Below are 20,672 nucleotides of genomic sequence, written 5' to 3'. Positions count from 1 at the left end.
ACACTCAAAAACAGCAGTTATAAAAATAGACACTTAAATTTTAGTATACAAGGAGAATCGAAGTATGTACAACATAGGAATAAACTTAGTGAATGAAAAATTTGAAAATACATATGTGAATACAATCAACAAATCCGAGTGCAACCTCTCCTTAGTGGATGAAAAGGATATAGAAGAGGTGATTGATGACTTAGATGGTGTTGTTCTTAAAGAGAATACGAGTCAGAATATTGGCGAAATTTGCGAACTGATAATAAAGATCAAAAAGATGTCGAATTCCTTTATCTGGATATTCTGTGATGAACCTGTGGATGTGCAAAAAATCATTTATCTTCAATTGGGAGCAGATGGGATTTTTACTAAAGACAACAGCCCGGAAGAAATGAGTTTATCGATGAACAACTCGCTAAAGAGGTATCAAAAGATAAACACAATAGAAGATATCTGCGAAGAGAAAGAAGAGGGAGGTCTGAAACTGATTAATCATAACCTAAGTGTAAGACCATCTGGACGTTCAGAGGAAATTCCTTTGACACGGCTTGAGTTCCAATTGATGAGGCTGCTTTATGAAAATCATTCAAAAGGTGTTTCCTACAAAGATATCTATGAAGAAATTTGGCAGGCACCCTATGAGAATAATAAATATAAATATAAAGTAGCCAATTTGGTTTTTCATTTAAGAGTAAAGCTGGAAAATGGCGGAGCAAAGCCTTCAATTATTCGTACAGTTCGGTCTAAGGGCTATATGCTGTCTGAATCATGATTCTTAAATGCTGTGATTTGATCGGCAATCATTCAATCAGGTTTCATTCCCAATGAAATAGTCAAGTTGAAACACGATATGAAATTTAACAACTTATTTTTTGGGATTTGGAATATAAGTGTTTGGATTAGTGAAACACGAAAATTTTGAGGAAAGGAGAAGAATTATGAGCTTAGGAAACAGATTTAGCAAACTCAGACAGATCGCTGTAGTGACAGGGCTAGTGGCAGTACTATTTTGTTTAGGTTTTTCCGGATCAGATAAGGCTTACGCGTCAAGCACAACTGTCAGTGACTGGGATGGTTTTGTTACGGCACTGCAGACATCTACTGTTTCTGAGATAAACCTAAGTGGAGATATTACAAAACCTGCCAGTGGCTCTGCTTCGCCAGGCACAATCTCAAGAGATGTGACAATTAATGGGAATAGTCACTCAATCAACTTCTTTACCGGTACAACAGCGCCTGGCAATGGAATCATTTTGGGGAGTGTTGGACAAACAACTACATTGACTCTGAATAATGTTGACTTCCATAAGTACACAACCCCGGCAACAGCTACTTTTTCAGGAGCTGGAGCAAACTGGGTGATCAATGTGAATAATGTGACCTCTGGAACTAAAACAACTGCTGCACAAAGCGCATTAATAGACGCTGCAGGTGCGGTGGTAAATATTTCTGGAAATACGCAACTGAGAATGAACTCAGCGGCAGGCGCACCTCATATTCGGGCAACGACATTAAATGTATTGGACAACGCAAACGTGGTGTTCAATACATCAGCATTGAGAAATGGTGGTGCTTTCCAAGGAGAGACTATAACTGTTGGCAAAGATGCAACAGTTGATTTAGGCACTTGGAGTGTCAATGGAGCAGCGGCTACTAATGCTTTTGGTATCAATGTTACAGGGGCTGTGACTCTTGAAGAAAATGCTGTTATCAAAGCAGGTACTGCGACAGCAATCTCTGCAAACTATACAACCATTATCAATGCGGGATCGTTTACTGCAAAAATGGGTTCTAAAGTAGAAACAAGTTCAACGTCAACTTATACACGTGTTATTGCTACCACTGGTGATTTAACGGTGGAGTCAGGTGCTGTAATCACTAGTTCGAGTACTGGTGCGAATAGTACGCAGTTGGATGCCACAGGGGCAATCAATGTTCTGAATGGCGGCACATTAAACTTAACTGCGAACGGAGCAACTGTATCACAGGTGAAATCTGCGGCAGCTGAATTTATTGTTCGTGAAGGTGCAAACTTCAACCTTGAGTACACTTATGCAGCAAATACGTTTAGCTATTCCTTCAATGTGAAGAAATTTGTCGTTGAAGACAATGTGGAACTCAAAGTAACACCTACAGGATCTGGAAGCAGGATTTATGGTACAGGCTTAGTTGTTGGGAAGGACGCTACACTTGAGTTGGCTAGTAACAATGCAACGAGTGATGCGGTGGTTTTCCTTGATGAAGAGGCCGAAGTTCTTATTAAAGAAGGTGCCAAAGTAACAATTACCAATAATGGTACATCTAATACAGTGACAACTACCGGTGACTTAAGTGCAGGGTCTAATGGTTCCCATGGTATTTATGGAACAATTTCTAAATTTACACTGGAACCTAATTCTGAAATGACTATCAATGCTTTTGCTGTTGGTTATTGGACACGAACAAAAAATGAGCTGAATATGTCTAGTGGTGCAGTTTTTAATGTCCACTCAAAGACAAGAGAGGCAGTAGCCCTTGCTTATGATTTTGGTGATGGTGCTCACGCTGATAAGCCGGCAACTATCAATATTTCAGGTCTGGGAACCTTGTTGAATATGTCGTCTGACAACACAAGCTTTACAGCGAATAATGGAGCAACGATGCGTGTACAAGGAGACGGTGCTACGTTTAATTTGACTGACGAAGCTGAACTTCACAGTCGAAATATCCGTAGTTCTGCTTTGCAAATGCAGTCTCAAGGATCGATCTTCAATGTTAGCGGCGGTGCTGAAATGCATTTAGTTAAAGATAGCCAAGGTGCTTCTGACTATAATTTGGGCTCGACACTGAGATTCCGGATCAGAGGGCAGCAAACCTTCAATATCGATAATGGGATTGTAAATATTGTTTCTAAAAATACGACATCCTTCGGAATTCGTATGTATGGAAATGATAACCATGCCAACGTTACTAATGGCGGTCAATTACGTATCAGTAACGAAGGATACAATGGCAGTGCCGATAATGATGATCGTGGTGGTATTGAGTACACAGGAACTGGGTCGTTCAATCTTTCAGGTGAAAACAGCTTAGTAGATGTTTACGCAGCAGAAGGTCCGGCTATCTACTCATCTTCTACGTTGAGTGCAACAGCTGGTCCGAAGACTATCTATTCCTTGGAAGGAAGATCATCTGGAGCTACTAATGGTGGAGCGATCAATGCAAGTACGTTGATCTTTGAGTTAGACGCACCAAAATACTTTGATTTGAGAAATAACCGTCCAGGTGGAGGCTATGCGCTTTCAGGTGGATCTGCTTCAACGATGGTTTCTAAAAATTCAGATTTATCTGTTTGGAAAACCGGTTCTAACTTAGATGGTAATCCATTCAGAGCATGGTCGATTTTTGATTATTCTCTATCTGGTGCAAATTTCCGAAATATTGTTTCAACAAATGTGCCGGCGGAGTTCAATACTGCGGCAGATTCTTATGGATCTACCGGAGCACAGGCTTACGCACGTATGAGTGCCAATAATGCGGCGGCAATCATTGATGAAATAAGAGTTCCGACAAATGCAGATAAGTACGTTTATGGACATGTCTCTGTTCCGGAGGGAATCGATGACATTCGTGACGCTTGGACAGACGAAGTTTATGTAGAAGTTGTTGTGAAAAATCCTGATGGTACAACTGCATTTACAACCGTAGGGACAACGATCGGTAAAGATGATACGAGTGCCGGCTTAAGTGTGTACGGCGAAGAAGCACGTGGAGGAATGGTTAAAATCCCTATTCCTGATGGGAAATTTATTCAGGAAGGCATGACAGTAGAAGTTGTTGCTGCATGGCGTGGTGGTTCAGATGCCAATTCTGATCGTGTACATGTAAGTAGCCCGGAAGACATTCAAGTAGGCATTACAACAACGATCGATGTTACACCACCAACCCAGGCAGCTGTTGCTAGTGGTTGGAGTTTGACGAATGCGACGAAACAGCTGACTGGAACGAGTGATGAAAACGGAGCAAATGTTTTTGTCAAAGTGAATGGTCAATGGCTGAAAAACAGCTCTGGCGACGTTGTAACAACAACAGTTTCCGGTGGTCAATGGACATTGGATCTGTCTGCTTATTTAGAGAAAAACGATGACGTGGATGTCTACTTGAAAGACAATACCGTGATCGATCCGAATCCAGGCTATGTGTTACCGGATTCTTACACACAAGAACCGAATGGCGCATATGGAAATCTGAATATTGATATTCACAGCTATGACAGCTTTATAGGCTATCATGATGCGGTGAAGACAGATACAGCAGATGAACGTTTTGATCCATCGTTACACTTGATGACAATCGACGTGCTGCCGGATAGTCCAACCATGACTAAAGGCGTTAAGGTTTATCGAAACAATGCGGAAGTAACCACTACTCAGGTAGGCGATACCTTGCTGTATACATTGACGGCGAAAAATGACAAGGCTGACACAATTGATACAAATTGGGCAAACGTTGTTATTACGGATGGGTTACCGACAGGTGTCGATTTTGATTCTGCATCAGCAGAGCTGACCGTTACTGTTGATGGCACTTCTGTGACGCCGGATTACAACTACGATGCTGGTACACATGTACTGACAGTTAACGTAGGTGATCTGAGCAGCCAGCAGGATGTGGTAGTGACCTTCAAGGTGACAGTTAACGATTCAGCAGTAGGAACAATCGTTACCAATCAAGCAAGTGCAATCGGTGACTCTCCAAGAGAAACACCGTTTGTTGCAGGGCCGATTGATCCAAACGCTGATCACGAAACCTATGAAGTAAGCTCCAATGCAGCAGCAGCACCAGGCAATGTTTTCGGTACACTGCAGCTGGTTTCCGCACCAAACAAAATTGATTTCGGTGTAAGAGAAACTAGAAGTTATGGGGAGTTCTCGGCTAAGAAACCAACTTATGATACGCCGTTGGTTGTCAGTGACAGCAGAGCGACCTTAACTAGTTGGAAATTAACTGCAACAGTCACACAGGTAATGACCTCTCTTGAGGACTCATCTTATCTGTTGCCCGATGCATTGGTTTACAAGAGTGATGGCGGCGGAGAGGTTCTGGAGCTGAATCAAGCGAAAATCATTACAGAGCATCAACATTCTTCCAGCGGCAGCTATAACGTGAGTGAAGCTGAATGGGAAAATAAAGATAATGGTTTTGAATTGCATCTATCAGCGAACCAATATAGAAAAATGAGTGAATATCAGGCAATTATCCTATTCACATTGAGTGAAACACCATAAAAAGGGAGGAAACAATAGTGAAAAAAACAATCTGTCTGTTGTTATCTTCCTTGGTGTTGGTAATGGCTTGCAGCTCATCCGCTTCTTTGGTATTTGCAGCTGAAGGAGTCGGCGGTGCTGTTCAGACGAATGGACACATCGGTTTTTATGAAGGGGAGACAGAACCAAGCTCTTCTACAAGTGAAGAACCTCCTATAAAGGAATCTAGTTCATCACAAGTGCCGAGCTCTTCAAGTGTGCAGGATTCAAGTACGGCGGTAACAAAGCCGACAGGAAAGTATCCATCTACTGGTGAGCTGGTAAAAACAAGCTTGTCAATTAGCGGTATCGCTCTTTTGATGATTGCTTTTATCCTGTTCTTGTTCAAGCGTAAGAAAAAGGAGGCAGAAGAATGAAGCATTTTTTGATGCGGGCTTCTTTGACACTTGTTTTCAGCACGTGTCTATTCCTTCCTGCAAGTCTGCAGGCTTATGCGGAAAGCACAAGAGATGGTAGCGGGAATGTAGAATTTACAGGGGATTATGATGATGTAGGAGTACGTGATCCTGAAAATCCCGAAAATCCAACGAATCCAGGAGAAAGTCCAAGTACATCCGGAAAACTTCGGATCGACTTTGTTCCTCAGTTTGATTTTACAAGCGTCAATAAAATTTCTGATAAGGACATGATTTACTCTGTTAATGCACAGCTGTTTCATGATGATACGGCTGCCAGAGGAAATTTTGTACAGATTTCTGATTATCGCGGCGCTGCGTTGGGCTGGACATTACAGCTTAGGCAGGAGACGCAATTTCAAAATACTGGTACAGCCAACAGTCAATTAGATGGGGCTGTACTATCACTGGATAAGTCATGGGTAAATTCCACTATGGACAGCTCAATGGCGCCAACTGTTTCTAAAGAAGTGATTCAACTGGACAATATTGGTGCAACCTATAACCTTGCTGAAGCAAAGTCGGGTACCGGTGCCGGTACTTGGTCGATTTCCTTCGGTGCCTCTAGCGAGAACCCAAAGGGACAGACTAATACGCTGACAGAAAAGCAGGGAATTGACGGAAATCCGATGCAGGATGCCGTTTATGGCAAAGCCATTCATGAAAACAGTGCAATCACGTTGTCTGTACCGGGGGCAACTAAAAAGGATCCGGTCGCTTACTCTACGGTGTTAACTTGGATATTAGCCGAGTTGCCATAAATAAAAAAACACATAATATTAGGAGGAAACACAAATGAAATTAACACACAAATTATGCGGCGCTGCAATCGTAGCAGCAGCAGGTGTAGCACTTGCAGTACCAAACACAACAAAGGCAGCTGACGATTCTAAAACGGGTACTGGACATATCGAATTTACTCTGGGTACAGATACTTCAGACGTAATTCCAACAGAACCAGGTGTAACTGACGGAACAACTATCACAAACCTTCCATCAGTAACAAACCCAGGTGAATTCGGGATCATCGCTGTAACACCATTGGAATTTGATTCTCATAATGTTCTGACAGCAACAAACAAACGTGACTACGATGCGTTGGCATTTACTGCTAACCCAGGAAGCACAACAGCTGGAACAGAAGAATTCGAAGTACAAAACTTTGTTAAATACCAAGACTTGCGTACTCAAGAAAACCATGCATATGCATTATCTGCAACAATGACTCAAAACTTCCAAACAGCTTCAGGTGTTGAACTTAAAGGGGCAAACATCACTTATAAAAATGTGTATACAACACAAACTGGTTCTGCTCTTTTAGATCCTGATGGAGTAAACAACACAGGTGGAACAATCGATTCAGCTTCAAACAACTCAATTACATTTATCCGTAACACTGGTGTAAATGGTATTGGTTACGGACAGTTCGAATTGAACTTCGGTAAAGTTGGCGATGCTTCACAGGAAGCAGCAGAGTCAGTAACTCTGAATATTCCTGATGGATCTCCAATCGGATCAGGCGATTACAATGCAGTAATCACTTGGACATTGTCTGAAACTATCTAAAGAAAAAACGAATCAAAATGAGTGAGGTTTCCGGCTCACATGAGCCGGAAACCTTCTTTTATGATGAAAGAGAAGGAGCCGAAAAGCATGAAGAAACGACTTGTCGTGTTTTTATCTATTGTTTTATACATAGTAGGAATAGGGTGTATATCAACACCAACATATGCAGAGGAAGCATCGTCTGCAGCAGCTGATACAGCAAGTGCACTGGGATTTTCTTATAAAACGATTCAACCAGAAAACCAACTGAATACACAGGTGGGCTACTTTGATCTGCGAATGACGCCTGGTCAACAGCAGGTTGTACAAATCGAGCTGGCAAACGATGGAAATACGGATACAGAGGTAAGTGTCTCTTTGAACGGGGCAAAAACGAATGGGAATGGTGTAATAGAATATGGGCCAAGCGCAATAGATAATGACAAATCATTAAAATATGATTTTGCAGATATTGTGAAGGCTCCGGAATTTATTGTGGTTCCAGCTGGCGGGACTGCCATGTTTGATTTAACGATTACTATGCCGGAAGCAGGATATGACGGTGTTATCTCCGGCGGGATTCAGTTGAAGCGAGCGGTGGATGAGGAAGCTAGAAAAGAACAGACAGGGGTCATCAACGAGTACGCCTTTATGGTCGGGATGCTGCTGACGGAAACGGATACTGTGGTGGAGCCGGAGCTGGATTTGAACAGCGTTTATGCCGGATTGAACAACTACCGAAACAGTATCTTTGTTAATCTGTCTAATATTGAAGCAGCGTATTTAGATGATCTGACAATCGAGGTACAGGTCACTGAGCAAGGGTCAGAAACAGTTCTTTATGATACTAAGAAGGCAAATATGCGAGTTGCTCCTAATAGTATGCTGGATTTCCCTGTCTCAATGAATGGTGAAAAAATGGTACCGGGAAATTATCGTGCAAAGGTCACGGCTGCTTCCGGAGAACGGAAATGGGAATGGGATCAGGAGTTTACTATTACAGATGAAGAAGCTGATAAGTACAACAAACAGGATGTAAACTTAGTACAAGAAGAAGGCATAAACTGGATGTTGGTGGGAATGATTGTCGGCGGTATGGTAGTCGTGATTCTGATTATTTTCGGGATCGTACGCATTGTACGTAAAAGAAAAGAAGCGAAGAAAAAGGCAGCACGTAAACAAAAAAAATCTAAAAAGCCTCGCGAAGAGTAAGGGAAAAGAAAGGAAGAAAGAAGTATGAGTGTATTAGACTGGTCATTTGTTCTCTTATTATCCAGCACTCTTCTTTTTTCCCTGTTCGGCTTCCTCTTTTTTATTAGTTCTTTTCGGACTGGCCGTAAATATAAGGCTGTAAAAAAGAAACGTCCGCCGAAAAACAAAAAGAAGCGTCGGCAGTTTTTACGCTTGCGTAAACAATTGGAGAAAAAAAGAAAAAAGCAGCTTTTTAGAAGTGTGCTGCTGTTATTGATAGCTGGGTTATCTCTGGGGACAGGCCTATATTCCCGTTATTATCAGCAAAATCATTTGCCAAGTGAAGATTCTGAGGCTTTAGTTCAGAGTTACTATTTATTGGATGAAGCACAGCTGCAGATCAATAACATTGCTGCTGGTGAAAATCCGCAAAAGTCGATTAAAAACCTACAGGAAATCACCTCTCGTTTAGCAAGCTATGGTGCTCGTCGTGCGTCCCTTAGTCTTGCAGAAGATGGACAGAATCTGCTGAACCGTCATTTCACATTACTGCGGGAGTTAGGTGTCAATTTAAATGGACAGACGGTCGATAGCCTTGCAAATCAGGCAACGGCTGAAAGCTATCTGAAGGATATTGAAAAAGTGCAGGAAAGTCAGAGCAGTGTATTCAAGCGTTTCAGTGTCAATGAACAAGCCTTGAAAAAGCAGCAATAACAGAGACGATCTGAGGTGCTGAACAGTGAGTAAAAAAAAGAAGCTGGTTCCTAAAGGCAATGTAAGACGTTCAAAAAAGAGCAGACAATCAGCAAAAAAAGCGACTGCAAAAAGGGACAGCGGTAATTTAAGACAGAAGAAGAAAGCCTCTGCAAATACAAGAAAAAGAAAGTTGGTCCAGAGAAAGCGTAAAACGAAAAAGAACAGGAAGAGAAAAACAAGGCGAACAACAGTCATGGAAATATTGCTCGCATTAGGAATTTCTTTGCTTCTGTTCTTTGCCGTCTTTCAGCTGCTGCTCAGCTTGCCAAAAGTGGAAGGTTACTCTATGACCCCTACAACGAATGATCAGGATCGACTGCTGGTTTACAAATGGGGAACGATTCGTCGATTTAGTCTGATTTATTTTCAAGAGGCTTCTTCCGAGGAAAATCTTGTACGTCGAGTGATTGGTTTGCCAGGAGAAGAGCTGTACTATAAAAACGGTAGTTTATTTGTGAATGGCAATGAGATTCCGGAGCGCTTTCTTTCTACAGGTAGTATCGATGGCGTAGATGAATTATTGACAGAGGATTTTACCTTGAATGAAGCAACAGGCAGCAATCGAGTGCCGGAGGACTGTTATTTTGTCATGGGGGATAATCGATCCTATGCAACCGATAGTCGTTATTTTGGCTTTGTAAAGAAGAAAGAAATAATTGGCGTTGTTAAAGCACGTATTTTTCCGATCCATGCAATGCGCCAGTTTTAATGAGGATTAAGATTGATGGAACAGCAGAGAAGAAAATCCGACAGACAGTCGCCAGTCGGAAATAAGAAGAAAAAAAGAAGACCACCTCAGAAAAAAACGGGGAAGAGCAGTAAAAAGAAGGGGCGGGCACCTGTCAGAAGAAAAAAACTGACGTGGAAGCAGCGTCTGCATCGACTGAAACAGCCTTCCTTTTGGAAAAAAACCGGAAAAAATTTTCTCAGAGGGTTAAGGCAGAAAGAAACGCTGTGGCTGCTTCTTTTATTGGCAGCTGTTTTATGCTTCTTTTTAAGGTTTACGGCTCATCAAGTGGATGGTCAGTCGATGGAACCGACATTTCAGAATGGGGATCGGATTTTAATTGTTAAGACAAAAGAGATCACACGGTACTCGATTGTTGCATTTGATCCGAAATATACAGAGGATGATTCCTATGTAAAGCGAGTAATTGGCCTTCCGGGAGATAAAATTCAGGTGAGAGGCCTTTCTTTGTACCTATTACCGAAAGAAAATGAACAGGATGAAGTAGAAGATTCTGAGGAACTATCGGATGGCACAATTAAAGTCACCTTGTCTCAACAGGCGGCGAATGAACTGCTTCATCTTGATCGAATCCCGGCAGACCACTACTTTGTTCAGGGAGATAATCGTCTTCATTCAAGTGACAGCCGTGAATTCGGTTTGATTGAGAGCACTCAAATCGAAGGTATTGTTGTGTATCGTTATTATCCATTGAATACGATGGGGCTTGTTCATTGAGACCAGAAGATAAGAAAGAGAGAAAGTAAATGAAACGACTACAAACGTTTATCAAACAGCATTATCCGGCAATGATCCTGAGCTTCAGTATTCCTGTACTGCTGATGATTATTGCCTATTACTCTATAGATATTTATCCGGGGAGTGAGCGAAGCATCTTGGCAACGGATTCTTTTGCACAATATTCCAATTTTCATGCCAGCTTCAAAAATGTTCTTCAAGGGAAACAGAGTATTTTTTATACTTGGTCAGGTTCTTTAGGGCTGAATTACTGGTCGTTGATGGCCTATTATCTAAACGGTGTTTTTACACCGCTCGTTGCTCTTTTTGACAATGCAGCCATGCCGGATACAATCTATTACCTGACATTATTGAAATTTGGTGCAAGCGGACTATCCTTTTGGTTTTTTGCGCAGCATACATTTAAAATCAACCGTTGGCTGACAGTCGGACTAAGTGTCTCTTATGCGTTGATGTCTTATGCTGTAAGCTACTCTCCTGTAATCATGTGGCTGGATACTTTTCTATACTTACCGCTGATTGTCTGGGGAATCCATCGTCTGATGGATCAAAAAAAACCAACACTTCTTTTTGTCAGTTATCTGCTTTTGTTTTTATCGAATTTTTACATGGCTTTCATGGTGGGTGTATTTACCTTCCTATATGCATTTATTCGGACGACTCTTGATTGGAAGCGATACAAGGGTCGCTTTGTGTCTTATTTGATTACTTCCTTTCTGGCTGGCGGAGCATCAATGATAACGATCCTTCCAACGATTATGGATTTGAGTTATAACGGGGAAAGCTTGAACGAAATCACTTCGTTATTGACTCCTGATACTGGTGTTTGGGATTTAATTGCGAAAAGTATGGTGGGTGTATATGATACCTCGAAATATGAAAGCATGCCGTTCGTTTATATCGGTCTGGTTCCTGTGATTTTCTGTATGTTTTATTTTTTAAGCGGGAAGATTCCTTTGAAGAATAAACTAGGCTATGGAAGTCTGATGCTTTTGGTGATTGCCAGCGTCTATATCTATCCTTTAAATTTATTCTGGCATGGGATGCATGCCCCGAATATGTTTTTGTTTCGTTTTAGTTTTTTGTTGTCATTTCTGGTTATTTTACTTGCCGGGTATGGGCTAGAACAGTTTTCAAAGGAAGAAAGCAATCGATTGGTCAATGGCATCTTGGGGATCGGGGCAGTATTTTTGGCTTTCCTTTATTTCTCCAATAAAAAACGTTATGACGTGATCACTACAGAATCATTGGTTTTGACGATTGGATTGCTGTTGGCGTATTTACTGATTTGGTTGTTTTGGATTTCTGATTCAAAATGGAAGAAATGGGTTCCTGTCTTGCTCCTGATTTTGATGTTTGGAGAGGCTGGGATAAATGCAAAAGCAATGATAAGCGGTGTTCTGCATGATTGGGGCTATCCGCCTCGCTCCTATTACACAGAATCTTATGATGATATAGAAACGCTAGTTGGGACGATGGGGCAGGAGGAAACGGCATTTTTCCGGTCGGATATCGCCGGTACAGATTCGTTGAATTCCAGTTTCAATTTCGGCACTCATGGGGTCTCGATGTTTTCTTCCATTCGGAACCGTCATTCCTCTCAATATTTGAATGCATTGGGTTTCCGGTCGTTGGGTACAAATCTGACCATTGAGTACAAAAACAATACATTACTGGCAGATACTTTGATTGGTATGAAATACAACCTGACTAAAGGAGAAGTAAATAAATTCGGTTATAAAAAAGTAGCTGAGTCGGGGGAATACTCCTTATATGAAAATCAATATGCAATGCCTCTGGGTGTGCTGACAGATGAGGCTATTTATGGAAAAGATGCAGTAGCAAACCAGACAGAGCTGTTTAATCATTTGTCAGGAATGGATGGAGAGCTGTTTGCATTTGGTGAAGCAGCATTGATCCGTACAGAGAATGCAATTGTGACGGAAGAAGAAAAAACCATCACCATCAGTGAAAAGGAGCCGAATCTGACGAAGAGGGTTACTTGGATGGTAACGGTCCCTGCTAAGATGCAGGCCTATTTAAGTCTTGTACCGGCCAATTGGTCAGAAGCCAACGGTGTAACTGTGAAATTGACTATAAATGGAGAAGCTGCAGCTGAAACCAGCAAACTGGTCAATACAGGGCAATACTATGATTTAGGGTATTACGAAGAAACAACAACTGTTGAAGTAGAAGTCGGATTTTCTGATGGGGATGCTAGTCAAAGTCTGTCGCTTTATCGCCCGGATGCTGTTTATTTAGATACAGAGCGTTTTGCTGAGGCAGCAGAAAAGATTCAGGAACAGGGAGTAGCGTTTCAGACAGAAGGTCGGAGAGCAAAAGCTTCAGTGGAACTAGAAGAAGAACAGGTGCTTCTTACAACTATTCCATATGATCGCGGCTGGAAGGTGCTGATCGACGGAGAAGAGGCGGAGGTTACGACCTTTAAAGATGCTTTCCTATCAGTCAAGATACCGGCAGGGGCGCATGAAATCGAATTTGTCTTTTTACCACAAGGATTCGCTGTGGGTGCCGTCTTATTTGTTAGCTGCATACTTTGCTTTAGCGTGTATGTCTGGTGGGGCAGAAGAAAGCAGCTGATGCAGGAGGAAAAAGAAAAAAGTGAGGAAAGCATATGAAAAAGCGACTTTCTATTTTTCTATGGTTTGGCCTGATCAGTGTATTGTTGACAGCCTGTCAGAAGGGTCAGTTGAATCAGGAAAGTGAAACCTTTAGTGCCGATGGCAGTGAATACAGCATTCAGATTCCGGAAGGCTGGAAAGTAGAGGACGACTACAAGGAAGTATTCAATGAAGCGGCTGTCTTTGGCGCTGAGGATCAAAATAGTCGTTCTGTATTATTTATTCGAGCACAAAAAAGTGAGCCGATAACGGAGGCTGAACTGCTTGAACAGACAGAAAAAGAATTGAGTGCGTATTATAAATTGGAGACTGGCGAGCAGGAAAGCTTTGAAGTAGAAGGCTATCCGGCCGTCCATTATCTAATGCCCAGCGTTTATGAAAAAAAGGCTGTCTGGCTGGATATCTACTACATCGTGACAGAGAACCATATAATTAATCTGCAGTGCTACCGCCCTAGAGATAACAGTGCGGAGAAGCAACAGCAGCTGATCAGAGAATCCGTCGACTCTCTGATTCAAGTAAGCAGCAGAGAAAGCGAAAAGTCTGAAGAAGATAGCCAGAGCGAACCTGAAACGACACGTCAGCTGGAAAATGAACGGCTTTCTGTTCGGATCACAGGCTCCAAGGTTACCGATCAGCAATTGATTTTGCGCTATGTGATCACTAATAAAACAGAGGCTCCTTTAATCCCATTAGACGAATGGCAAGAGCTGTTTACAGTTACGGAAGGAACGGAGAAGTTATCGGCAATGAAGCAGTTGGAAACGGCAGATGATGAGCTGCGTTACTTGATTGAGCAGAGCAGTCAGCAGATTGCTGCAGGAAAATCGATGGAATGTGCAGTGGTCTACGACCTTCACTCTGAAAAGCAGACGATCACTGTTCAGGCAGATGCAGGTAAGATTGATGGTAGTACGCCGATGCAGCTGACAATTGAAAGATAGGCAGGAGAATGTGGATGAGAAAATGGATAATAGGAGCCGCTGCGATCAGCTTCCTCGTTGTTGTTTCGGGATGTGCGGATCAGACGACTCAGTCAATCTTTGATGAAACACTTTCAGAAGAAGAAGCAGGCTTTACGTGGCGGAAAGAACGCTCGCAGGATTTTGGCGATTATGATTATATCGTGAAGGATGAAGCCGAGGCTGTAGAAGATCTGACAGATAAGTTTCAGTTGGAAAAGCCGCCGCTGTTCGATGACTGGCGTGACCTGATCAAGACCGAGATGAAGGTTGACAGCGCAGTACAGGAACCAGAGGAATTTACGTTCAATGCTTCCGGCAGGGAACTGAGATTTATCAGTAAGATAAAGTTTAAGAATGGAGAGAACTACTCTTCTTACGGGACAGTAACAGCCAGATTTCAATATTTGGAAGAATTGGAACAAACGATCCTTTACAGCCAGCGTTTGGATATCTACAATTCAGTTGCTGAAAATACCTTTAACGGTAAAAATCTGGATGCAGTCTTGAAAAAAATCGGTGAACTCCTTAAGCTTGAGAACCTAGATGAGCTGCTTGAGACATTCAAAGAAGCAACCAAAGAGCAGGAAGATTTGAAAGGGCAGAAGATAATCATTTATGAAACGCCTCAAGAGGATGAAACGCTCCTGTTTGGGAAAATATTTGGTGTGAATTATGATGAAAATGGTGTTCTATACCAAATTTATGCGGCAACGATTGATTATCGTAAGTAGGCTGTGCATCGTTTTTAGCACGTATAGATAGGGATTATAGTTGGAATCCATTATGGAATGAGGAAAATAATGAAAAAAATTATCACAGGTATCGTGATTGCAGTGGGCCTTTCTCTGCTAACTGGTTGTTCAAAAACGATCACTGCAGACGATTTGAACAAAGTTAAGCTGGGGATGACTGTTTCTGAGGTAAAGGCGGAGCTTGGCAGTCCGACAGAGATAATGGATTTGTCAATGGAAAATCTGGATAAGTATGTGAATCTTGATCTGCAGGAAAACGGTGATGAGATAGAAAGTCTTCCGGAGTTTGTAGAGCTGATGGATTATTTGAATTCGGAGGAGGATGTACAATTATATCGATATACAGTGGATGACAATCAAACGATTCATATCTATATCTATAAAGCAGACGATAAAGTTATCTATGCCAGTTTAGTAAAAGAAAGTGAAGAGGAATCGTAGAAGATCTGATTTCGTATACAGAACAGTGGAACATAAAAGAGTGATTTTATTGACGAAGCTTTATGGTAAATTATAAAAATAAACAGCGGTAAAAGTATCGATAGGCTGAATTGGCCACTAAACATTAGCTTGAAAAGCTAACGTTTGGTGGTCGTTTTTTTGCGTTGTACTTCTTTTGAAATGTACGGAAACCCTGTCATATCAAGGTGCTTAGATTCTTGGCGTTGGATTTTTATCAGTTGCTCATTTTCTTTTCTTGTGAAAATGGTATGATTTTCCTATAGTGAAAACAGAAGGAGACAACAATGAATTTAGGAGAAAAGCTAAAAGAGAAAAGACAGGAATATCATTTTACTCAGCAGGAGTTGGCAGATAGAATGCATGTATCCAGGCAGACGATTTCAAACTGGGAGGTGGGACGAAGCTATCCGGATATTGAAAGCCTGATCCAGCTAAGTGAAATTTTTTCAATCTCTTTAGATGCGTTATTGAAGGGGGATAAGAAAATGGTCAGCAGTTTAAAAAGAAAAAATATACGGGAAGTTCTTTATATGGTGTTTATGAGTACGTTGACAGTCAGCGGTCTGATTTGTCTGGGCATTGATTTTATATACAATCAGGCGTTTACTTGGTCTTTGATTGTGGTCGTTGGCTGTATGATAGCGGGAGCAATTCTTTCTACATGGAGGTATACGGAGACTGAAAGGCTAATCAAAGCAGGGGCATCCGTAACTATTCTGGTTGCATTGTTGATGGTAGTCATTCAACGCTATAACCAGGAGCTTGATTTAAAGCAGCTTCTAACTGTAGCCGCTGTTTGGGTTGGTTATAGCTGGGTACTTGTTCTGATGTGGCGTTTTACGTCGATTGGATTCTGGTGGTTGGCAGTATTGGCCTTGTTTTTGAGCTTTGGTGTTGAAGGATTATCCATCATTCTTACTAAATCAGCAATCGATCCTATGGAATTTATTCTTCATAATATAGTGGAGGTCCTTGCGATGGTCGGTATGATCGCATGTGGAATGTTGAAAATAGACGGTGGTCGAATGGATAAATTATTGTCAGTTTATCGAAAGGTTTAGTAGGAATCAAAACAGCTTATGAAAAGGCAGGGTACGCTTTTTCATAAGCTGTTTTTTATTTACTGATGAAGCTGTGTTTTTTTGTCTTCGGTTATTTTTAAGAGACCAGCAGCAATCAGCATACCGGCAGTCGCCAGAGGGAAAAAGTATTTTCCGATGAATGAAAGGAAGCTGTCAGCTGGGGGTAAGTTACGGTAATAAGGGAGCAATACTGCTGCGAGAAAAGGGAGCAGGCTCATCTTTACTAGCGTAAAGGAGGCGCGATGGTTTCGTTCCTTTTCTGATTGCTTGTCGGAGAAAAGTTCTTTGTGACTATCGGTAACATTGTAAAAATAAAGCGCATTTGTCGTGTTATCATAGCTGAAGTCCTTTTTGAAATGCTGCCAGCCATCTTCTTTAAGAAGGTCAAGGTAGTCATTGAGTGCTTCTTTCGATGGGAATGAGCGATAATCGATCCTGTAGTGCAGGTTCTTGTTTTTTGTCTTCTTAAACTCATAGACACGCATCTCTAAGGGAACAAATAAGCGGAATGGGACGATTGTATCCAATTCGTAGCCGTTTTTTGCTTGTTTGTTTAGCCACTTCTCTTCCGAGTTTACAGGAAACCAGAATCTAATTCTTTTCATTGTCTTTTCCTCCTAATAACTCTTCACTGATTGCGACCAATTGCTTCATTCGTTGAAAGTCTTCTTTCAACACCCTCCAACCTTCTTCTGTCAATGTATATTCCTTCTTCTTCCTTAAGCTGCTTTCTGTAAATAATTCGATATACCCCTTCTTTTTTAGGTTTTCTAAAGCACCATAAAGGGTCCCCGCCGCGATAAGAACTTGTCCATTGCTTAGTTCGCTGACATTAGTGATGATGCCGTAACCATGCAAGGGGGTCACTAGTGATAATAGGATGTAATAGGTTGTCTCGGTCAATGGTGTATTCATAACGATTTCCTTATCTGCTTGTTATTTGATTATATACAGTTTGGCTATATATAGCTTAACTATATATTAACATGGATACTTATTCTCTTCAAGTACTCAATTTATTAAAAATTATGATAGTTATTGGAGTTGTATTTCTTTTGCAGAGGTGTTACTCTTAAGCATGAAAAATGGATAGTTGACTAGTTGGACTGCTGAATTTATCAAAAAGATAGGTTCAAATAGCAGGAAGAGTTAGACATGTTTTATTTCAAAAAGTAAGTACTCGTTATTCATTCGTTAGATGGACTGGTATGCCGCATCTTTGGATGGGCTTATTCGAGTGAAAGAGGACTTATATCACCAAAGGGGGAGTTTCTATTTTAATGTTTACAGAGAAAAGTTTTGAAGTATTTGAAATTGATGGTCTGGAGCCGAGAATGGAAGAAATCCGCAGCTTGATTCAGCCTGTTTTTCAAGAGTTGGATGAATATTTTGCATTGGAGCTGGGAGAAGCGATCAACAAAGAATTGTTTGTTCATATCGCACAGCATCGTCGTCGGACAGCATACCCGCCTGAGAATACGTGGTCTGCGCTAAGCCAAAAAAAACGTGGGTATAAGATGGAGCCTCATTTTCAATTAGGGATCTGGCCGGAGTACATCTTCATGTGGTTGTCATTGATCGATAATCCTAAAAACGAACAAAAAATTGCTGAGGCGTTCTTAAATAATCAAGAGTTGTTGGATCTTTTGCCGGAAGACTTCTACATGTCTTTGGATCATACGCAGCCTGAAATCGAGAAGTTGAATGAGGCGGATGTAGAGCGTGGGCTGCTTCGATTTTGTAATATAAAAAAAGGGGAGTTTCAAGTAGGACGAATCATCCGAAAAGATTCTCAACTTTTAGAGGACCCTGAGAAAGCGAAAGCCTATATGCTGGATACCTATCAGCAACTGTTGCCGCTATACACTTTAGCGATGGAGCAAGGGTAGCGGTCATTTGGCTTCTTAAAAATAGGTTGCATGAATAATCTTTAATAGATGGCAGGGGAGAGATTGGACTTTAGACTCCTTTTGAAAGTTATTGGATTTTGGAGCAGTGGAGCAGGACATTTTCCCAAATGGAGCTAGTGGCATTGAAGGATTTTTTTCAGTAGTTTCTTCATGAAAAGATAGTTGTTAAGAACGGTCTTTTATACTGTTGAGAAATGGCTGTATGCTGCTAATTTCAATTTGTATATTCAGCTTTAGAAAGCTTTCTAAATTATAGAAGGGGCTCTGACGATTGAAAGTCAGAGTCCCTTCTGTTTGCGTAAACGCTGATTGATTTCGATAAAAGTGATCTTTTTATATGTATTTACTCCCTTTAAAGAACGAATGAATCGCTTAAAGTTTCTGTTTTGTTGTTGAGTGATTAATAATTGCTTGCAAAAAAGATCAGGATTTTTTATGTATAGTTGTTGTTGGATAGGACGGATCAAGCTTAGGTTGGAAAAGTTGTTGCAGATTTGACGGTGAGAGAAAACTACTGTCAGTGTTTTGAAATAGGAGTATTGGATAGATAAAACGGTAAGGTGAAGGATGGCGCTGTTTATTTACATGGAGTAATATCTATCTGATAATAAGAATGGGAGATACTGTCAATTTTTACAGAGAAATATTGAGATTTTGGTATTGTTTAAATTATCTGATTATTATACATTTATTTTATAAGAAAAAAAGAAATTTTTTCTTTAAATCATTAGTTCTGAGAAAAAAGTCATTTTTATCAGAATAAGTGACAGAATTTATGATTCCAATAGTATTCTAACCGAAAAAAGTTTGTCAGTCTATCGTTTTTTTGCGATTTTGTTTTCATATTTTTCGTAAAAAAACGAAACAAATGATAAAAATGAAGTTAGAAACATTGAAAGACAGCAGATAATAAGCAAATCTAAGGAAATTTGTTTTCAATATTTAATAAGCCGTCGGAAAAGCCGTCAAAACTAATAGTAGGAAGTGATCTTTTTTGGCTAGAAAAGGTGAAAATATCTATAAAAGAAAAGATGGTCGTTATGAAGGCCGCTATATAAAAAACAGAACTGAAAATGGCAAAATAGTTTTTGGGTATGTGTATGGAAAAAAATATAATACGGTAAAAAATAAACTGACGATTTTAAAATCACAATACAATCAACCAGATAAGTCTCAGTTGATCTTTCAGGGCAGTTTAGCGGACTGGCTGAACCGTTGGCTTGAATACACGGTAAGAAGAAACGTCAAGGTCACGACATATGCTGCGTACTTCGGTCGTGTACAAAGACATATCATTCCCTTTTTAGGGAGCAAAAAAATGGCGTTGCTGAAGCACACAGACATTACAGATTTTGTCTATTTTCTGCAAAATCAGGCGTTGTCGCCAACAACAATCAAGGGCATTATCACTGTATTGAAGCATGCGTTGAATCAGGCATGTAAAGAGCGTTATCTTACAGAAAACCCATGCGAAGATGTCGTGCTTCCTAAAAACAGAAATACACGCGTCAGTGCGATGACTATTGAACAGCAGAAAAGGCTGGAACAGGTGGCTTTGCAGGAGAGGAGTTGCTCTCCGGTGATACTTGCCTTGTATACGGGTATGCGTATTGGTGAAATCAGTGGGCTGAAGTGGTCGGATATTGATTTTCAAAGTAATATCATTCAAGTGAGACGTACACTTCTTCGAGTTACTTGTGAAGGAGACAGCAAAAAAACAAAGCTGATTTTAAGTTCACCAAAAACAGAAACGTCAAGGCGAGACATTCCCTTAGCTGAAAATTTGAAAGAGTATCTACTGGCAAATCAAGAAAAATCTGATTCGGAATTTCTGATTTCCTGTAAAAAAAGCTTTGCGGAGCCGCGAGTGATCAATTATCGCTTCAAAAAAATTACGGAAAAGGCTGGATTGGGAATTCATTTTCATGTACTAAGGCATACGTTTGCAACGCGGTGTATTGAAGAGGGGGTCGATGTTGCGACATTAAGCAGGCTTCTAGGTCATTCTTCTGTCAAGATGACGCTGGATACCTATACGGATTCTATGTGGGAAAATAGGCAGGTTGCAATTTCAAGGTTGGATTCTAAATTAAATTTAAATAGTTTTATGAAAGAAGTTTCGTGATTTTCTTGCGAAGCTTCTTTAATTTACCGCTGTACTTGATTCGTTACGTAAAGTAAAGAGCCGT

At 40.9% G+C, this 20,672-nt stretch carries 18 protein-coding genes; 16 read left to right on the top strand and 2 right to left on the bottom strand.

The window, feature by feature from the left end; genetic code table 11:
- Positions 1 to 64 precede the first annotated feature (64 nt).
- From I6N96_RS16425 to I6N96_RS16360, 14 genes are all read left to right on the top strand, one after another.
- Entirely contained in the window at positions 65 to 763 is a 699-nt protein-coding gene (locus tag I6N96_RS16425; RefSeq protein WP_209558655.1) for a DNA-binding response regulator, read from the top strand.
- A 166-nt stretch (positions 764 to 929) separates the two neighbouring features.
- Positions 930 to 5,258, top strand: coding sequence for an isopeptide-forming domain-containing fimbrial protein (locus I6N96_RS16420; RefSeq protein ID WP_209558654.1), 4,329 nt, complete (start codon positions 930 to 932; stop codon positions 5,256 to 5,258).
- Positions 5,259 to 5,275: 17 nt separating this feature from the next.
- On the top strand, positions 5,276 to 5,653 hold the full coding sequence (locus tag I6N96_RS16415) for an LPXTG cell wall anchor domain-containing protein (RefSeq protein ID WP_347339094.1): 378 nt from the start codon (positions 5,276 to 5,278) through the stop codon (positions 5,651 to 5,653).
- Positions 5,650 to 6,453 carry a WxL domain-containing protein gene (locus I6N96_RS16410; protein WP_209558653.1) on the top strand — a complete coding sequence of 268 codons (804 nt, stop codon included), beginning with the start codon at positions 5,650 to 5,652 and terminating at the stop codon, positions 6,451 to 6,453. The genes I6N96_RS16415 and I6N96_RS16410 overlap by 4 nt, the downstream gene beginning before the upstream one ends.
- Positions 6,454 to 6,487: 34 nt before the next feature.
- Positions 6,488 to 7,258 carry a WxL domain-containing protein gene (locus I6N96_RS16405; protein WP_209558652.1) on the top strand — a complete coding sequence of 257 codons (771 nt, stop codon included), beginning with the start codon at positions 6,488 to 6,490 and terminating at the stop codon, positions 7,256 to 7,258.
- Positions 7,259 to 7,345: 87 nt separating this feature from the next.
- Positions 7,346 to 8,449, top strand: coding sequence for a WxLIP family cell surface protein (locus I6N96_RS16400; RefSeq protein ID WP_209558651.1), 1,104 nt, complete (start codon positions 7,346 to 7,348; stop codon positions 8,447 to 8,449).
- A 24-nt stretch (positions 8,450 to 8,473) separates the two neighbouring features.
- Positions 8,474 to 9,142 (top strand): hypothetical protein, encoded by a 669-nt coding sequence (locus I6N96_RS16395; protein ID WP_209558650.1) that lies wholly within the window; start codon positions 8,474 to 8,476, stop codon positions 9,140 to 9,142.
- Between the two features lie 25 nt (positions 9,143 to 9,167).
- The gene (gene lepB / locus I6N96_RS16390) at positions 9,168 to 9,893 is read left to right on the top strand and encodes a signal peptidase I (RefSeq protein WP_209558649.1); all 726 of its coding nucleotides are present in this window, start codon (positions 9,168 to 9,170) and stop codon (positions 9,891 to 9,893) included.
- A gap of 15 nt (positions 9,894 to 9,908) precedes the next feature.
- Positions 9,909 to 10,649: a signal peptidase I gene (gene lepB / locus I6N96_RS16385; protein WP_245187016.1), complete on the top strand. Its 741-nt coding sequence runs from the start codon at positions 9,909 to 9,911 to the stop codon at positions 10,647 to 10,649.
- A gap of 29 nt (positions 10,650 to 10,678) precedes the next feature.
- On the top strand, positions 10,679 to 13,309 hold the full coding sequence (locus I6N96_RS16380; RefSeq protein ID WP_209558647.1) for a YfhO family protein: 2,631 nt from the start codon (positions 10,679 to 10,681) through the stop codon (positions 13,307 to 13,309).
- Positions 13,306 to 14,256: a DUF5067 domain-containing protein gene (locus I6N96_RS16375; protein WP_209558646.1), complete on the top strand. Its 951-nt coding sequence runs from the start codon at positions 13,306 to 13,308 to the stop codon at positions 14,254 to 14,256. The genes I6N96_RS16380 and I6N96_RS16375 overlap by 4 nt, the downstream gene beginning before the upstream one ends.
- Positions 14,257 to 14,270: 14 nt before the next feature.
- Positions 14,271 to 15,008 carry a hypothetical protein gene (locus I6N96_RS16370; protein WP_209558645.1) on the top strand — a complete coding sequence of 246 codons (738 nt, stop codon included), beginning with the start codon at positions 14,271 to 14,273 and terminating at the stop codon, positions 15,006 to 15,008.
- Positions 15,009 to 15,077: 69 nt separating this feature from the next.
- On the top strand, positions 15,078 to 15,470 hold the full coding sequence (locus I6N96_RS16365) for a hypothetical protein (protein ID WP_209558644.1): 393 nt from the start codon (positions 15,078 to 15,080) through the stop codon (positions 15,468 to 15,470).
- 305 nt (positions 15,471 to 15,775) lie between these two features.
- Positions 15,776 to 16,552: a helix-turn-helix domain-containing protein gene (locus tag I6N96_RS16360; protein WP_209558643.1), complete on the top strand. Its 777-nt coding sequence runs from the start codon at positions 15,776 to 15,778 to the stop codon at positions 16,550 to 16,552.
- Positions 16,553 to 16,611: 59 nt separating this feature from the next.
- On the opposite strand, the gene I6N96_RS16355 is transcribed toward I6N96_RS16360, so the two are convergent.
- Both I6N96_RS16355 and I6N96_RS16350 read right to left on the bottom strand, forming a co-directional pair.
- Positions 16,612 to 17,178, bottom strand: coding sequence for a DUF2812 domain-containing protein (locus I6N96_RS16355; RefSeq protein WP_209558642.1), 567 nt, complete (start codon positions 17,176 to 17,178; stop codon positions 16,612 to 16,614).
- A complete protein-coding gene (locus tag I6N96_RS16350) occupies positions 17,165 to 17,488 on the bottom strand; it encodes a PadR family transcriptional regulator (RefSeq protein ID WP_209558641.1) in 324 nt (107 codons plus the stop codon). The genes I6N96_RS16355 and I6N96_RS16350 overlap by 14 nt, the downstream gene beginning before the upstream one ends.
- 365 nt (positions 17,489 to 17,853) lie before the next feature.
- Between I6N96_RS16350 and I6N96_RS16345 the strand changes: the two genes are divergently transcribed.
- Complete coding sequence (locus tag I6N96_RS16345) at positions 17,854 to 18,462, top strand: DUF1054 domain-containing protein (RefSeq protein WP_209558640.1); 609 nt, start codon at positions 17,854 to 17,856, stop codon at positions 18,460 to 18,462.
- A 1,015-nt stretch (positions 18,463 to 19,477) separates the two neighbouring features.
- Entirely contained in the window at positions 19,478 to 20,608 is a 1,131-nt protein-coding gene (locus tag I6N96_RS16340; RefSeq protein WP_209558639.1) for a tyrosine-type recombinase/integrase, read from the top strand.
- The last annotated feature ends 64 nt before the right edge of the window (positions 20,609 to 20,672 follow it).

The organism is Enterococcus larvae (assembly GCF_017830045.1).
GTDB classification, from domain to species: Bacteria; Bacillota; Bacilli; order Lactobacillales; family Enterococcaceae; genus Enterococcus_L; species Enterococcus_L larvae.
The sequence above is the reverse complement of the archived record's forward strand: the minus strand, read 5'-3'. Positions and strand labels throughout refer to the sequence as shown.

What these genes read in the sequence shown, in the direction of transcription:
- I6N96_RS16425 (WP_209558655.1), top strand. Translation starts at nt 65, where the DNA reads ATGTACAACATAGGAATAAACTTAGTGAATGAAAAATTTGAAAATACA.
- I6N96_RS16420 (WP_209558654.1), top strand. Translation starts at nt 930, where the DNA reads ATGAGCTTAGGAAACAGATTTAGCAAACTCAGACAGATCGCTGTAGTG.
- I6N96_RS16410 (WP_209558653.1), top strand. Translation starts at nt 5,650, where the DNA reads ATGAAGCATTTTTTGATGCGGGCTTCTTTGACACTTGTTTTCAGCACG.
- I6N96_RS16405 (WP_209558652.1), top strand. Translation starts at nt 6,488, where the DNA reads ATGAAATTAACACACAAATTATGCGGCGCTGCAATCGTAGCAGCAGCA.
- I6N96_RS16400 (WP_209558651.1), top strand. Translation starts at nt 7,346, where the DNA reads ATGAAGAAACGACTTGTCGTGTTTTTATCTATTGTTTTATACATAGTA.
- I6N96_RS16395 (WP_209558650.1), top strand. Translation starts at nt 8,474, where the DNA reads ATGAGTGTATTAGACTGGTCATTTGTTCTCTTATTATCCAGCACTCTT.
- lepB (WP_245187016.1), top strand. Translation starts at nt 9,909, where the DNA reads ATGGAACAGCAGAGAAGAAAATCCGACAGACAGTCGCCAGTCGGAAAT.
- I6N96_RS16380 (WP_209558647.1), top strand. Translation starts at nt 10,679, where the DNA reads ATGAAACGACTACAAACGTTTATCAAACAGCATTATCCGGCAATGATC.
- I6N96_RS16375 (WP_209558646.1), top strand. Translation starts at nt 13,306, where the DNA reads ATGAAAAAGCGACTTTCTATTTTTCTATGGTTTGGCCTGATCAGTGTA.
- I6N96_RS16370 (WP_209558645.1), top strand. Translation starts at nt 14,271, where the DNA reads ATGAGAAAATGGATAATAGGAGCCGCTGCGATCAGCTTCCTCGTTGTT.
- I6N96_RS16365 (WP_209558644.1), top strand. Translation starts at nt 15,078, where the DNA reads ATGAAAAAAATTATCACAGGTATCGTGATTGCAGTGGGCCTTTCTCTG.
- I6N96_RS16360 (WP_209558643.1), top strand. Translation starts at nt 15,776, where the DNA reads ATGAATTTAGGAGAAAAGCTAAAAGAGAAAAGACAGGAATATCATTTT.
- I6N96_RS16355 (WP_209558642.1), bottom strand. Translation starts at nt 17,178, where the DNA reads ATGAAAAGAATTAGATTCTGGTTTCCTGTAAACTCGGAAGAGAAGTGG.
- I6N96_RS16350 (WP_209558641.1), bottom strand. Translation starts at nt 17,488, where the DNA reads ATGAATACACCATTGACCGAGACAACCTATTACATCCTATTATCACTA.
- I6N96_RS16345 (WP_209558640.1), top strand. Translation starts at nt 17,854, where the DNA reads ATGTTTACAGAGAAAAGTTTTGAAGTATTTGAAATTGATGGTCTGGAG.